This is a genomic window from Curvibacter microcysteis, assembly GCF_028649455.1.
Taxonomy (GTDB): domain Bacteria; phylum Pseudomonadota; class Gammaproteobacteria; order Burkholderiales; family Burkholderiaceae_C; genus Curvibacter; species Curvibacter microcysteis.
In genome coordinates, this window is the sequence record NZ_JAQSIO010000001.1 from 636,566 (window position 1) to 650,423 (window position 13,858).

A 13,858-nucleotide genomic window follows, 5' to 3' on the forward strand; every position below is an offset into this window, starting at 1 on the left:
GATCAAGCGCAGTGCGCGTCGGTTGGTAAGGGTTGCAGGAAGAAGAACAAGAACACCAATCAGGCCGCCAAGGCCTGGGCCATGGCCTCGCCCATGCGGATGGCGCGGGCGGGCGCCCAGTCGGGATTGAAGGCCAGGGTGTTCTTGGGGAACAGCATCACGACCGTGGAGCCCAACAGGAAACGGCCCATCTCGTCGCCTTTTTTCAACTGCACGGACTGGCTGTCGTAGCGCCACTCGCGCACCGTGCCGGGGCGCGGCGGGTTGACCAGGCCATGCCAGACGGTGGCCATGCTGCCCACGATGGTGGCGCCGACCAGGGTCAGCACAAAGGGGCGCCCCGCGGCGTCCTCGAACACACAGACCACGCGCTCGTTGCGCGCAAACAGGCCCGGGATGCCGCGCGCCGTGGCGGGGTTGACCGAGAACAGGTCGCCCGGCACATGGATCATGCGCAGCAGGCGGCCGTCGCAGGGCATGTGGATGCGGTGGTAGTCGCGCGGGCTCAGGTACAGGGTGGCGAAGTGCCCGTCCTCGAACTGGCGTGCCAGCGCGGCGTTGCCGCCCACCAGGGCCTGGGTGCTGTACGAGTGGCCCTTGGCCTGGAAGATCTGGTCGCGTTCGATCGGGCCGAACTGGCTGATCGCGCCGTCCACCGGGCACAGGTAGTCGGCCTGGGCGGGGGGACGCGCCCCTTCGCGCAGGGGCCGGGTGAAGAAATCGTTGAAGCTGGCGTAGTCGCTGGCCTGGCCCAGCTGGGCCTCGGACAGGTCCACGCCGTAGCGGGCGACAAAGCGGCGGATCGCCCAGTGGGTCAGAGCCCCGGCCCGGGCACTGGCCAGGCGGCCGGCCAAACGGGTCAGCGCCAACTTGGGCATCAGGTACTGCGGCAGCACCACAAGACGGTCAGACAAGAGCGCACCCCGGGGAGTTGTTAACCCCCCATTTTATTCAGCCCGCAGGCGCTGCAGGACAAAGCCACCAGCAGCCCCGCCCCAGCGGCGCCTGCGCCACAATGCAGGCCATGCCACAGACCCTGTTCGAGGTGCATGAACTGCACAAACGCTACGGCCCCAACACGGTGGTCGATCAGTTGTCCTTTGCCATCGCGCCGGGCGAGTGCCTGGGCGTGATTGGGCCCAATGGCGCGGGCAAGACCACCACCATCCGCATGTGCCTGGGCCAGGCCACGCCCGATGGGGGACAGATCCGCGCCTTTGGGCTGAACATGCCCGCCGACGCCCTGGCCATCAAGGCCGAGCTGGGCGTGGTGACCCAATTCGACACCCTGGACCCCGACTTCACCTGCCTGGAGAACCTGATCGTCTACGGGCGCTACTTCGGCATTCCGCGCCGCGTGATGCTGGAGCGCGGCCCGCAGCTGCTGGAGTTCGCCGCCCTGTCGCACAAGGCCGACGCCAAGCCCGGCGAGCTGTCGGGCGGCATGAAACGCCGCCTGAGCCTGGCCCGCGCCCTGGTCAACAATCCGCGCCTGCTGCTGCTCGACGAGCCCACCACGGGCCTGGACCCGCAAGCCCGCCACCTGATGTGGGAGCGCCTGCAGTTGCTGATGCAGCAGGGCAAGTCCATCTTGCTGACCACCCACTTCATGGACGAGGCCGAGCGACTGTGCTCGCGCCTGCTGGTGCTGGACCACGGCCGCAAGATCGCCGAAGGCCCGCCGCGCGAGTTGATCGCCCAACACCTGGAGCCCGAGGTGATCGAGGTCTATGGCCAAGGCGCGCTGGCACTGGCCCACAGCCCGGTGGCCGAACTGGCCAGCCGCACCGAAGTCAGTGGCGAAACCGTGTTCTTCTACACCCACGCCGCGCCGCCCCTGCTCAGCGCCCTGGCCGAATGGCCCACGCTGCGCACCTTGCACCGGCCGGCCAATCTGGAAGACCTGTTCCTCAAACTCACTGGCCGGCAAATCCGCGAGGGCGGCTGAGCCCAGCCCGCACGGCCCCGCGACCGCCCCCAACGCCCCTCGACCTGGCGCTTTTGCAACGCACACACCATGACCGAACCGACCTCAGCCGCCCCAGCCGACATCCCGGCCGATCCACCGGCCCTGCCACCCCCCCCGCCCACGCCGTCGATCTGGCGGGCGCCCCAGCTCTCCATGCGCTGGTGGCCGGTGTTCCTGCGCAACCTGCTGGTCTGGCGCAAGCTGGCCATCCCCAGCCTGGTGGGCAACATCGCCGAGCCCCTGATGTGGCTGGTGGCCTTTGGCTACGGCATGGGCGCGCTGGTGGGGCAGATCACGGTCAACGGCCCCGAAGGCGCCACCCAGGTGCCCTACATCCTGTTCCTGGCCAGCGGCTCGATCTGCATGAGCGCCATGAACGCGGCTTCGTTCGAGGCGCTGTACTCAGCGTTTTCACGCATGCATGTGCAAAAGACCTGGGACGGCATCATGAACGCGCCGGTCTCCCTGGACGACGTGGTGCTGGCCGAGATGCTGTGGGCCGCCTTCAAGTCCTTGTTCACCGTGACCGCCATCCTGTGCGTGATGCTGGCCCTGGGCATCAGCCACAGCCCCAAGCTGCTGCTGGCCTGGCTGGTGCTGCTGGGCGTGGGGGCCATGTTCTCCAGCATTGCGCTGATCTTCAACGCCCTGGCCAAGGGCTACGACTTCTTCACCTACTACTTCACCCTGGTGCTGACGCCCATGATGTTCCTGTCGGGCATCTTCTTCCCGCGTGAGCAGCTGCCTGAGTTGGTGCGCCTGGCCTCGGACTGGTTGCCGCTGACCAACGCCGTGGAGCTGGTGCGCCCGCTGTTCATGGACCGCTGGCCCGAACACGCGCTGCGCCACGCGGGCGTGCTGACCGGCTACACCGTGGTGGCCTTCTGGGTCGCCCTGGCCCTGACGCGCAAACGCTTTCGGGGCTGAGCCCGATCAGAGCTTGACCGTGGGCTGGTACTCGTCCAGGCCCACGCGCACCCATCGGCCAAACAAGGCCATCAGCGCCACCGCCACCACGCCGGACAGCACCACCATGGCGCAGGCGTGGCCCCAGCCGTTGTCGTAAGCGCCAAACAACACCGCTCGGAAGGCCTGGACCACCCAGCTGAACGGCAGCCAGTCGTGCACCGCGCGGAAAAAGCCCGCCGACAGCTCCACCGGCAGCACGCCGCCGCCCGCCGACAGTTGCAGGGTCAGCAAGAGCACGGTCAGGATGCGGCCAAAGTCGCCGAACACCTGCACCACCGCCGACAGCACGGCCAGGAACACCACCGCAGCCAAGGCCATGGTCACGCCCAGCGCCCCCGCCCGCGGGGTGTGCACCGAGAGCACAAACAGCAAGGTCAGCTCCACCAGGGCCACTTGCAACAACACCACCAGCACCGGCACGGCCATCTTGCCCACCGCCTTGGCCAGGCGAGGGTAGTGGCCGTGGTCGTGCAGCACCAGGCTCATGTTGAACAAATAGCCGGCCATGACCGCGCCAATCCACAGCGCCACCGACACCATGTTGGGGATGAAGGCCACGCCGTTGTTGGCCACCGGCGCTTCGACCTGCACCTGGGGCGCCACCGACTCGGCCAGGCCCGAGGCATTGCCCTCCAGCCGGGTGATGGACTTGGGCAGCGCCGCCTCGATGGTCTGAATGCCCATCAACAAGCGCTGGGCACCGTGGGCCAGTTGCACGCCGGCGTCGCTGAACTCATCGAGCTGCTTGTCCGCCGGCAGCTTGGCCGACATCTTGTGCACGCCCTCGCCCAGGGTCTGCAGCCCATCGGTGAGCTGGCCCACGCCCCCCTCCAGCGCGGCCGATCCACTGACCAATTGCTTGTTGCCCGCCAGCGCCTGGCGGTTGGCCGCACGCGCCTGCTTGAGGCCTTGCTGCAGTTGCTCGGCCCCATCGGCCAGTTGCCCCGCCCCGGCAGAAACGCGCTCGCCCACCAGCCACAGGGATTCGGTCTCGGTCTGCATCTGACGCGCCCCGGCGAGCAACTGGCCGGCCCCACCGTCGAGCTGGTCCAGGCCATTGCCCAGCTGCGCCAGGCCGCTGCCCAGCTCTCGTTGGCCCGCGCTGAGCTGCTGGGCGCCTTGCTTGAGGGCCTTCAGGTCGGCTGGCGGCGGCAGGTGCGACTCCAGCGTGCGGATGCCGGCATTGACCTCCTTGAAGCCCTCACCCACCTGGCTGGCCGCGTCGCGGTAGCGCTGGCTGCCCGTGGCCAGGGTGTGGGCGCCGTCGTGCAACTGGGCCATGGCGCGGCGCAACTGGGTCAGTCGGTCCTGCGAGCTGGAGGCCGTGTCCAGGACCAGGGACCAGCGCTGCTCGTTGAGCATCTCGTTGACCTGGTGGCCGATCTCGGAGGCAAAACGCCGCGCCAGCCCGGCCGAGCTGTAGTTGTTGCCCTCCGACGTGTAGATGACCAGCTCGCCCGCGCCGCGCTCGATGCCAGGCACGGCGTTGGCGCTGAAGTTGGGCGGGATCAGCAGGGCAAAGGCCAACTCGCCCCGGCGCACCGCCTGGCGCGCCTCCTCGGGGTTGTTCAAAGGCCGAAAGCCGAAGGACTGGCGTTCGATCAGGGTCTGGCTCAGCTCAGCGCCCACATTGGCCTGGCGTCCCATGTAGTGGATGCCCTGGTCCTCGTTGACGATGCCCACCGGCAGCTCGCTGGTGTGGCCGTTGGGGTCCCAGACGCTGCTCAGGTAGATCAGCGAGTACAGCGCAGGCACCACGCCCACGGCCAGGATGGCCAGCCAGATGCGCGGAAAGCGGCGCAGCAGGGCGAACTCGGCCCCCGCGATGGCCAAGGTGCCACGAACCAGGTCGCGCAGGTACAGGAGCATGGGAGGAGCGCTTACAGAAAGGAGAGCGGGGAATGGGCAGACTGTAACAACGCTCGTGTCCTGCTGCTGGCGGCCGCCTCAAGCCCCCAGCGCGGGCGGCCTCAGCGCGCGGCGCGGATCAGGTCCACCGCCTTTTCGGCCAGCATGATGGTGGGCGCGTTGGTGTTGCCGCTGACGATGCGCGGCATGACCGAGGCGTCCACCACGCGCAGGCCCTGCAGGCCGTGCACGCGCAGCGAGGCGTCCACCACATCCAGCGGCCCCGGCCCCATGCGACAGCTGCCCACCGGGTGGTAGATGGTGTCGGCTTGCTGGCGCACCCAGTGCTCGATCTCGGCCGGGCTGCGCGCGCGGGCCGCATCGGGCAGCTCACGCCCGCCCAGGGCGGCCAGGGCCGGTTGGGCCAGGATCTCGCGCATGCGCTGCACGCCGCGCACCAGGCGGTCCACGTCAGCGCGCTCGGCCAGGAAGTTGGGGTCCACCAAGGGCAGGTCGCGCGGGTCGGTGCTGGCCAGGCGCACCGAGCCCCGGCTTTGCGGCTGCAACACGCAGACATGGCAGGAATAACCATGGCCGAGCACGGTCTGGCGCCCGTGGTCCATCAACTTGCCAATCACAAAATGCAGTTGAAGGTCGGGCGCCGGCTCGCTGGCTTGGCTGCGGATGAAGCCCCCGCCCTCGGCAAAATTGGTGGTCAGCACGCCGCGCCGCTGGCGCTGCCACTGCCAGGCGCCGTGGGCGACACGGCCCAGGCCGGTGAGTGATATGCCAAACAAGTCCTTGCGGTGCGGCGCGTCCATCACCTGCACCACGTCGGGGTGGTCGTGCAGGTGCTGACCCACGCCAGGCAGGTCGTGCAGCACCGGGATGCCCAGGGCCTGCAGCTGCGCGCCCGCCCCCACCCCCGACAGTTGGAGCAACTGGGGTGACAGCAAGGCCCCGGCGCTGAGCAGCACCTCGCGCGAAGCCATCAGGCGCTTTTCCTGCCCGCCTTGCAGGTAGGCCACGCCCACCGCCCGGCGGCCTTCGAACAGGATTCGGCTGGCCCGCGCCCCGGTGATGACCTGCAGGTTGGAGCGCCCCAGGTGCGGCGTCAGGTAGGCCTTGGCGGCGCTGAAGCGCTCACCCGCCCGGTGCGTGACCTGGTACAGGCCCACCCCTTCCTGGTCGGCGCCGTTGAAGTCGGGGTTGTGGGCGTGGCCGGCTTGGACGGCTGCGGCCACAAAGGCGGCGCTGGCCGGGTGCGGCGACATCAAGTCCATCACATGCAGCGGGCCACCCTGGCCGTGCCAGGCATCGACGCCACGTTCGTTGTCTTCGGCCCGCTTGAAATACGGCAACACATCGTTCCAGCCCCAACCGGGGTTGCCGGCCTGGGCCCAGGCCTCGTAATCGGCGCGCTGGCCGCGCACGTACACCATGGCATTGACCGAGCTGCTGCCGCCCAGCACCTTGCCGCGCGGCTGGTATCCCCGACGCCCGTTCAGCCCGGGCTGCGGCGTGGTGTGCTGGTCCCAGCCCAGCAAGCCAAAACGTGCAATGCCCGCCAGGCCGCCCGGACAGTGCACCAGGGGGCTGGTGTCGGCAGGGCCGGCCTCCAGCAGGGCCACGCGCACAGCGGGGTCTTCACTCAAGCGCCCGGCCAGCACACAGCCCGCCGAACCGCCACCGATCACGAGGTAATCGAACATGGTTTGCCTTTCCGCAAGGGACTGTGTTTTAGCAGGCCGCGAGCGCCCCCGCTGTCACCTGTCTGCCAGCGCCCCAAACGGGACCGCCGCCAAATTCGATAACAATCCACGCATTGAATTCATCACTAGGAGCACTGTTTATGAGCATTCAGACTGTGGGCATCATTGGCGCGGGCACCATGGGCAACGGCATCGCGCAGGCCTGCGCGGTAGCGGGCCTGAAGGTGGTGATGGTGGACATCGCCGAAGCCGCTGTGCAGCGCGGCCTGGCCACCGTCGCGGGCAGCCTGGACCGCCTGATCAAGAAAGAAAAGATCAGCGCCGCCGACAAGGACGCGGCCCTCGCCCTGATCCAGGGCAGCACCGACTACGAGGCTCTCAAGCAGGCCCAGATCGTGATCGAAGCGGCCACCGAGAACCACGCGCTCAAGGTCAAGATCCTGCAGCAGGTCGATGCACTGCTGGCGCCCGAGGTGATCCTGGCGTCCAACACCTCGTCCATCTCCATCACCCAACTGGCGGCCGCCACCTCGCGCGCCGACCGCTTCATTGGCATGCACTTCTTCAACCCGGTGCCGATGATGGCCCTGGTGGAAATCATCCGCGGCCTGCAAACCAGCGACGCCACGCACGACGCCGTCAAGGAACTGGCCCTGGCCCTGGGCAAGAGCCCGATCACGGTGAAGAACGCGCCGGGCTTTGTGGTCAACCGCATCCTGGTGCCCATGATCAACGAAGCCTTCTTCGTGCTGGCCGAAGGCCTGGCCACGGCCGAAGACATCGACGCCGGCATGAAGCTGGGCTGCAACCAGCCCATCGGCCCGCTGGCCCTGGCCGACATGATTGGCCTGGACGTGTGCCTGGCCGTGATGGAGGTCTACCTGAAGGAATACGGCGACAGCAAGTACCGCCCCTGCCCGCTGCTGCGCGAAATGGTCGCTGCCGGCCGCCTGGGCCGCAAGACGGGCCACGGCGTCTACGCCTACTGAGGCGCCCAGCCTGCTGAGCGGACAGCGCGTCCGTTCAGCCCCCAAGCGCCCGACCCCCTTGTCACATCGGTGAAAGCGGGGCTCGGGCTGCCGGCCTAGCATGGCCGGCATGACCCACACCCCCAACGCCCCCACCCTGCCGCCGGCCCCGCCCGAGGGCTGCATCGTCACCGAAGTGCGCGGCGCCGTGCTGCTGATCGGCATCAACCGCCCCGCCAAGCGCAACGGCTTCACGCCCCGCATGTACCGAGAGCTGGCCGAGGCCTACACCCGGCTCGACGAGGACCCCGCGCTGCGCGTGGGCGTGCTGCATGCGTTTGGCGCGCATTTCACCGCCGGGCTGGACCTGCCCACCATCGCGCCGCTGATGAAACGCGGCGAGCGCGCCATGCCGCTGGGCCTGGTCGAGCCCAACGACCTGGGCACGCCCGGCTACCGACGCCGCACCAAACCCATGGTGGTGGCCGTGCAGGGCATCACCTTCACCGTGGGCATCGAGCTGATGCTGGCCGCCGACATCGTGATTGCGGCCGACGACTGCCGTTTTTCCCAACTCGAGGTCAAGCGCGGCATCATGGCCACGGGCGGCGCCACCCTGCGCATGGCCGAGCGTGCCGGGTTGGGCAACGCCCTGCTGCACCTGCTGACTGGCGACGAATTCGGCTCGGCCGAGGCCTTGCGCCTGAACTTTGTGCAAAAAGTGGTGCCTGCCGGCCAGCAACTGGAGGTCGCGTTGGCCCTGGCCCAAACCGTGGCCGAACAGGCCCCGCTGGCCGTGGTGGCCACACGGCTCAACGCCCTCAAGGCGGTCGAACACGGCCCGGTGGTGGCGATGCACGAGTTCATTGAGACCCAGCAGCGCCTGTCCAACAGCGAGGACGCGCGCGAGGGCGTGCAGTCCTTCGTCGAGAAGCGCGCTGCGCGCTTTGTGGGGCGCTGAAGTGCTGGGCTCGACCGCCCTATTCAAGCCTGGTCAGACGGATCGGACGTACCAAAGCGGTGCAGGCAACGGCCTTGGCTGTCCACTGCGACGGTGACGGGAAAGTCTTGCAACTCGAACTCGTGGATGGCCTCCATGCCCAGATCCTCAAACGCCACCACCCGGGCGGCCCGAATCGCCCGGGACAACAGGTAGGCTGCGCCCCCCGTGGCGCACAGGTAGGCCCCCTGATGCCGCTGGATCGCGCGCACGGCCTGCGGTCCGCGCTCGGCCTTCCCGATCATGGCCAACAAACCGGCTTGAGCCATCAGCGGCTCGACAAAGCGGTCCATCCGGGTGGCGGTGGTGGGGCCTGCGGGGCCCACGGCCTCGTCACGGACCGCCTCCACGGGCCCCACGTAATAAACCACCCGGCCGCGCAAATCCACGGGCAAGGGCTCGCCGTTCGCCAACTGGGTCACCAAGCGCTGGTGGGCGGCGTCACGCGCCGTCAGCACCCGCCCGGACAGCAGAAGGGTCTGGCCAATCGCCCAGCCCGCCACCACCTCCGGCGTGAGCTGATCCAACGCCACCCGGGTCGCGCCAGGCAGCTCTGCCTGCTCGGGCACACCGGCCCACAAGGAAGGGTCTGGCGTCGGCAGGGTCGCTGGCCCCTGGCCGTCCAGCGAGAAGCGCAGGTAACGGGTGGCCGCGCAGTTCGGGATCAGGGCAACTTGCAAGGCCGCCGCATGGCAGGGGGCTGATCGGACCTGCACGTCCAAGACGGCAGACAGACCGCCCAAGCCCTGCGCTCCAATCCCCAAAGCATTGGCCCGAGCGTGCACCTCGAGACGCAACTGCTCCTCCGGCGTATGGGCACCGCGCGCCTGCAATTCAGCCAGGTCCATGGGTTGGAACAGGGCCTGTTTGGCCAGCAGCATGGCCTGCTCCGGACTGCCCCCAATGCCCACCCCCAGTGTGCCCGGCGGGCACCAGCCCGCGCCCAGGCCGGGCAACTGGGCCACGACCCAATCGGCCACCTTGTCACTGGGCAGCAGGGTGGCAAAGCGCGCCTTGAGCTCACCGCCACCGCCCTTGGCCACCACCAGCACCTCCAAGCCAGAACCGGCCACCAGTTCGCACTGCACGATCGCCGGGGTGTTGTCCCCGGTGTTGCGGCGCTGGCCCAGTGGGTCGGCCACCAACGTGGCCCGCAAGGGGTTGTCGGGATCACGGTAGGCGCGCCGGACCCCCTCATTGGCCAGGGCCTGCAGGCTCCACAGCGGCTGGGCGTCGCGGCGATAGAACTGGACGGCCATGCCCAGGCTGACAAACACCTGGGCCACCCCCGTGTCCTGACACAGCGGGCGCTGCCCCTGCGCAGCCAGTCGGCTGTTGACCAACAATTGCGACAGCGCCGCCCGCGCTGGCGGGTGGGTTTCGGCGTCGAAGGCCCGGCGCAGCGCGCGCACAAATTCGGGGGGATGGTGGTGGCTGATGTGCTGGAAGGCCTGCGCCAGACTGGCGACCAAGTCCTCCTGTGCGATGCGCGTCATGGGGCTCAATCCAGCTGGATCTTGGCGTCCGTCACCACCTTGCGCCAGCGTTCCACCTCGGACGCCGTGTGCTTGGCAAAGGCCTCGGGGGCGTAGCTGGCGTCGGGCAGCAGCAGGATGCCCTGACTGCCCATGCGGCGGGTCCACTCCTTGTCACCCAAGGCCTTGAGGTAGGCCTGGTGCATCTTCTGCACCACCTCGCGGGGTACCCCTTTGGGGGCGTAGAGGCCATACCAGGTCGCCGCTTCAAAGCCAGGCAACACCTTCTCAGCCAAGGGCGGCACCCCTGGGTACTGTTGGGGCATGGGGCTGGTCGAGGTGAGCGCCAGGGCGGTCAAGCGCCCCCCTTGGACCTGCGGCAGCGCCGTGTTGCTTTGGTCAAACATGACATCGACCTGGCCGGCGATCAGGTCGTTGATGGCGGGCGCCGCGCCCTTGTAAGCCACCTGGGTCACATCGATGCCCGCCTTGGCCTCGAACAAGGCCGCAATCAGGTGCGAGGACGAGCCCAGGCCCGCGTTGCTGAAGTTCACCTTGCCCGGTGCAGCCTTGGCCGCCGCGATCAGGTCGGCGGCGGATTTGTAGGGCGAGCTTTTCCCCACCAGCAACACCAGCGGTGTGTCGGGAAAGCGGAACACGGCATCGAAGTCCTTCACCGGGTCATACGACAACTTTTTGTACAGCGCAGGGCCGGCACCCATGTAGCCCATGTGGCCCACAAGGAAGGTGTAGCCATCGGGGGTGGCGCGCGCGGCCTTGGCTGCGCCAATCGTGCCACCGGCGCCCGCCGCGTTCTCGATCACGATGACCTGACCCATTTGCTTGCTGACCTTGTCCGCGATGTCGCGGGCCATGGCATCGGTCGGCCCCCCCGCTGCAAAAGGCACGATCCAGGTGATGTTGCGGGCGGGCCAGGCCTGGGCCAGAGCCCCTGCACTGAAGGTGATGCACAGGGCGGCCAAGAGGGTTTTGAGGCATTTCATGGTGCTGTCTCCAACTGGAATCGAGGTGGTCAACGGAACAAGGCTGCCGAGGCGCTCAGCGCCTGATCCACCATTTGTGGGGCGAGGCCCAGGTAGTTGGCGGGGTCGGTCATCCGGTCCAGTGCCGCGCGATCAAAGTGGGCGGTGACCGCGGGCAAGGTGGCCAGAGCATCGGCCAGCGTTCCACCCTGCGCATGGACCAGACGACACGCGTCGTAGACCAAGTCGTGGGCTTGCTGGCGCCCCATGGCAGGCGCCAGGCCCATCATCACCGCCTCGGCCACGATCAAGCCTCGGCTGATGCCCAGGTTCCGGCGCATCTGGTCGGTGTCCACGATCAAGCCGCCCAGAGCAAACTTGGCCTGATGCAGCGCCCCGGCGCTCAGGATGAAACTCTCGGGCAAGGCCACCCACTCGGCATGCCAAGGGCCGGTGGCGCGTTCAAAGTCCTGAATCATCGCGTCGACCATCAGCCCGGCGTGCTGGCGCACCGCCTTGGCGGCCGCCAGCATCAATTCGCTGGAGATGGGGTTGCGCTTTTGCGGCATGGTGCTGCTGGCGCCCCGGCCTTTGACAAAAGGCTCGTAGACCTCGGCAAATTCAGTCGAGGCCATGATCATGATGTCCAGGGCGATCTTGCCCAGGGAACCGGTGATCAGCGCCAACAGATTGACCGCCTCGGCCAGCCCATCGCGCGCCACGTGCCAAGTGGTGACGGGCACCGCCAGCTGCAGCTCCTCCGCCAGCGCACGCTGCACCTGCAGCCCCTGCTCGCCCAGCGACGCCAGCGTCCCGGCCGCGCCCGCGAATTGCACGCACAACACACGGGGGCGAAGCTCGCGCAGACGCTCCTGGTGACGGTCCATCATGGCGAGCCAGATCGCCACCTTGTAGCCGAAGGTGACTGGCAGGGCTTGCTGCAAATGGGTACGCCCGGCCATCGGGGTGTCTCGGTGTCGGCGAGCCAGGTCCGCCAGGATGGCCCGCAATGCCACCAAGTCGGCTTCGATCAGCTCAAGTGCCGCCCGCACCTGCAGCACATTGGCCGTGTCCATGATGTCTTGCGTGGTGGCCCCCCAGTGCACATAGCCCCCCGCCTCACCACACATGGCCGCCAGTTGGTGCACCAGCGGCAGGATGGGGTAACCCACGATGTCCGTCTCATGACGCATGTGGTCGAAATCGATGCGGTCCAGGCGGGACTCGCGCTCGATCGCCTGTGCGGCCTCGGCGGGAATCACGCCACAGCGGGCCTGGGCCCGCGCCAATGCGACCTCGACTTCGATGTATCGGCCGATCAGGGCCTGGTCAGAGAACACCGCGCGCATGGCCGGGGTGCCGAATGCATCGCGGAACAAGATGGAGTCGAGCACCGTGCTGGCTGAAGAAATGGACATGGGAGAATAGAAGAATGTTGAAAACATTCGGACATAGAAATATGTTCGAACATATTGAGTATGGATATGTTCGAACAAACTGACATTCGGGATTACCCTGAGGGGCGTGACGGCCTGCCCTCGCCATGAACGCTTCGACCCATTCCCAACTGGCCCGTGAACTGGCGGAGGCGATTGCAGCGGGACGACACCCAGTGGGCTCGCTGTTGCCGACCGAAATGGCCTTGTGTGAGCAGCACGGCCTGAGCCGCTACGCCGTTCGCCGGGCTTTGGACCAACTCCAGGAGCTCGGCCTGATTTCGCGGCGCAAGAATGTCGGGACGCGGGTGGAGGCCACCCAGCCCGCAACCGGATTCACCCAGTCGATCGCCACCGTGGACGACCTGGCTCAGTTCGGAGCCCAACACACCCGGGTCATACGCGGCACCGAGTCGGTGATCGCCGACCTCGCTTTGGCCCACGAATTGGGCTGTGCTGGGGGCTCGCGTTGGCTGCGCATATCCAGCCTGCGCATGACCCACGCCGGCGCCAGCGTGCCCCTGTGCTGGACCGATGTGTATGTGGACGAAGCGTTCAGTGAAGTGGCCGACCTGGTGAAAGCCTCACCCGAGACCCTGATCAGCAGCCTGATTGAAAAGCGCTACGGCCGGGCCATTGCACGCATCCGGCAGGACATCCAGGCCATCGCCTTGCCCGCGGCCCTGGCCGAAGCCTTGCAGGCGGATGCAGGCACCCCGGCGCTGCAAATCGTGCGCCGCTACTTCGATGGTGCAGACGCGATGCTGGAGATCTCACGCAGCATCCACCCTGCGCAGCGCTTCACCTTCTCGATGGAAATGCAGCGCAACCGGGACTGACGCCTCTGCGTGCACGGCACGCCGAGCCCGCCGCGCCGAGAACGTCAAACCCAGTCGCTGAAGCCCTTCGCTCAAAATGGTTTCTCGCAATTAAATTGCACACAATTTAAATCAAGCCCACAATCCAACCCATGACAACGCAGCCCACCTCCTCCAACCCGGCAGCGCCCAGCGCGGGCCCCAGCCCGGCCATGCTGCAGCTGGACAATCAGGTGTGCTTTGCCTTGTACTCGGCCTCCCTGGCCATGACCAAACTCTACAAGCCCTTGCTCGACGAGATCGGGCTGACCTACCCGCAGTACCTGGTGATGTTGGTGCTGTGGGAAGGCGACGGCCTGACGGTGTCCGAGCTGGGCGAGCGCCTGTTCCTGGACTCCGGCACGCTGACCCCGCTGCTCAAGCGCCTGGAGGCCGCCGGCCTGCTGAGCCGGCTGCGCGACGCCAGCGATGAGCGCCGGGTGCGCCTGACGCTCAGCGCCCAAGGCCGCGCCCTGCGCGACCGGGCCGAGCGCATCCCGCCCTGCGTGCTGGCCGCCAGCCAGTGCAGCCTGCCCGAACTGCAAAGCCTGACCACCCAGTTGCAGGCCTTGCGACACCGATTGGCTTCGGCCTGACATTCACCCCGTACCCCCTGTCCCGCCATGCGGGCATCAACCTGA

General features: G+C 67.6%; 12 protein-coding genes. 6 read left to right on the plus strand and 6 right to left on the minus strand.

Translation table 11 applies throughout. From position 1 onward, the window contains the following. Positions 1-59: 59 nt before the first annotated feature. Positions 60-914 carry an archaetidylserine decarboxylase gene (gene asd, locus PSQ39_RS02785; protein WP_273925066.1) on the minus strand — a complete coding sequence of 285 codons (855 nt, stop codon included), beginning with the start codon at positions 912-914 and terminating at the stop codon, positions 60-62. Positions 915-1,024: 110 nt separating this feature from the next. Between asd and PSQ39_RS02790 the strand changes: the two genes are divergently transcribed. Continuing rightward, positions 1,025-1,948 (plus strand): ATP-binding cassette domain-containing protein, encoded by a 924-nt coding sequence (locus PSQ39_RS02790; protein WP_273925067.1) that lies wholly within the window; start codon positions 1,025-1,027, stop codon positions 1,946-1,948. Positions 1,949-2,017: 69 nt separating this feature from the next. Next, positions 2,018-2,896: an ABC transporter permease gene (locus PSQ39_RS02795; protein WP_409241972.1), complete on the plus strand. Its 879-nt coding sequence runs from the start codon at positions 2,018-2,020 to the stop codon at positions 2,894-2,896. A 6-nt stretch (positions 2,897-2,902) separates the two neighbouring features. On the opposite strand, the gene PSQ39_RS02800 is transcribed toward PSQ39_RS02795, so the two are convergent. Further along, positions 2,903-4,807: a YhgE/Pip family protein gene (locus PSQ39_RS02800; RefSeq protein WP_273925068.1), complete on the minus strand. Its 1,905-nt coding sequence runs from the start codon at positions 4,805-4,807 to the stop codon at positions 2,903-2,905. A 101-nt stretch (positions 4,808-4,908) separates the two neighbouring features. Then, positions 4,909-6,498 (minus strand): GMC family oxidoreductase, encoded by a 1,590-nt coding sequence (locus PSQ39_RS02805; protein WP_273925069.1) that lies wholly within the window; start codon positions 6,496-6,498, stop codon positions 4,909-4,911. A 140-nt stretch (positions 6,499-6,638) separates the two neighbouring features. On the opposite strand from PSQ39_RS02805, the gene PSQ39_RS02810 reads away from it, so the two are divergent. Continuing rightward, the gene (locus PSQ39_RS02810; RefSeq protein WP_273925070.1) at positions 6,639-7,487 is read left to right on the plus strand and encodes a 3-hydroxybutyryl-CoA dehydrogenase; all 849 of its coding nucleotides are present in this window, start codon (positions 6,639-6,641) and stop codon (positions 7,485-7,487) included. Between the two features lie 109 nt (positions 7,488-7,596). After that, a complete protein-coding gene (locus PSQ39_RS02815) occupies positions 7,597-8,427 on the plus strand; it encodes a crotonase/enoyl-CoA hydratase family protein (protein ID WP_273925071.1) in 831 nt (276 codons plus the stop codon). Between the two features lie 23 nt (positions 8,428-8,450). Here PSQ39_RS02815 and PSQ39_RS02820 read toward each other — a convergent pair whose 3' ends face one another. Genes PSQ39_RS02820 through pcaB form a run of 3 tightly spaced genes read right to left on the minus strand, consistent with a single transcriptional unit; the run spans position 8,451 to position 12,342 of the window. Next, complete coding sequence (locus PSQ39_RS02820; protein WP_273925072.1) at positions 8,451-9,962, minus strand: fumarate hydratase; 1,512 nt, start codon at positions 9,960-9,962, stop codon at positions 8,451-8,453. 5 nt (positions 9,963-9,967) lie between these two features. Further along, a complete protein-coding gene (locus PSQ39_RS02825) occupies positions 9,968-10,945 on the minus strand; it encodes a tripartite tricarboxylate transporter substrate-binding protein (protein WP_273925073.1) in 978 nt (325 codons plus the stop codon). A gap of 29 nt (positions 10,946-10,974) precedes the next feature. Further along, positions 10,975-12,342 (minus strand): 3-carboxy-cis,cis-muconate cycloisomerase, encoded by a 1,368-nt coding sequence (gene pcaB / locus PSQ39_RS02830; protein WP_273925074.1) that lies wholly within the window; start codon positions 12,340-12,342, stop codon positions 10,975-10,977. 125 nt (positions 12,343-12,467) lie between these two features. Between pcaB and PSQ39_RS02835 the strand changes: the two genes are divergently transcribed. Continuing rightward, on the plus strand, positions 12,468-13,199 hold the full coding sequence (locus PSQ39_RS02835; protein ID WP_273925075.1) for a GntR family transcriptional regulator: 732 nt from the start codon (positions 12,468-12,470) through the stop codon (positions 13,197-13,199). A 131-nt stretch (positions 13,200-13,330) separates the two neighbouring features. Then, positions 13,331-13,813, plus strand: a complete 483-nt coding sequence (locus tag PSQ39_RS02840) for a MarR family winged helix-turn-helix transcriptional regulator (protein WP_273925076.1) — start codon at positions 13,331-13,333, stop codon at positions 13,811-13,813. Positions 13,814-13,858 lie beyond the last annotated feature (45 nt).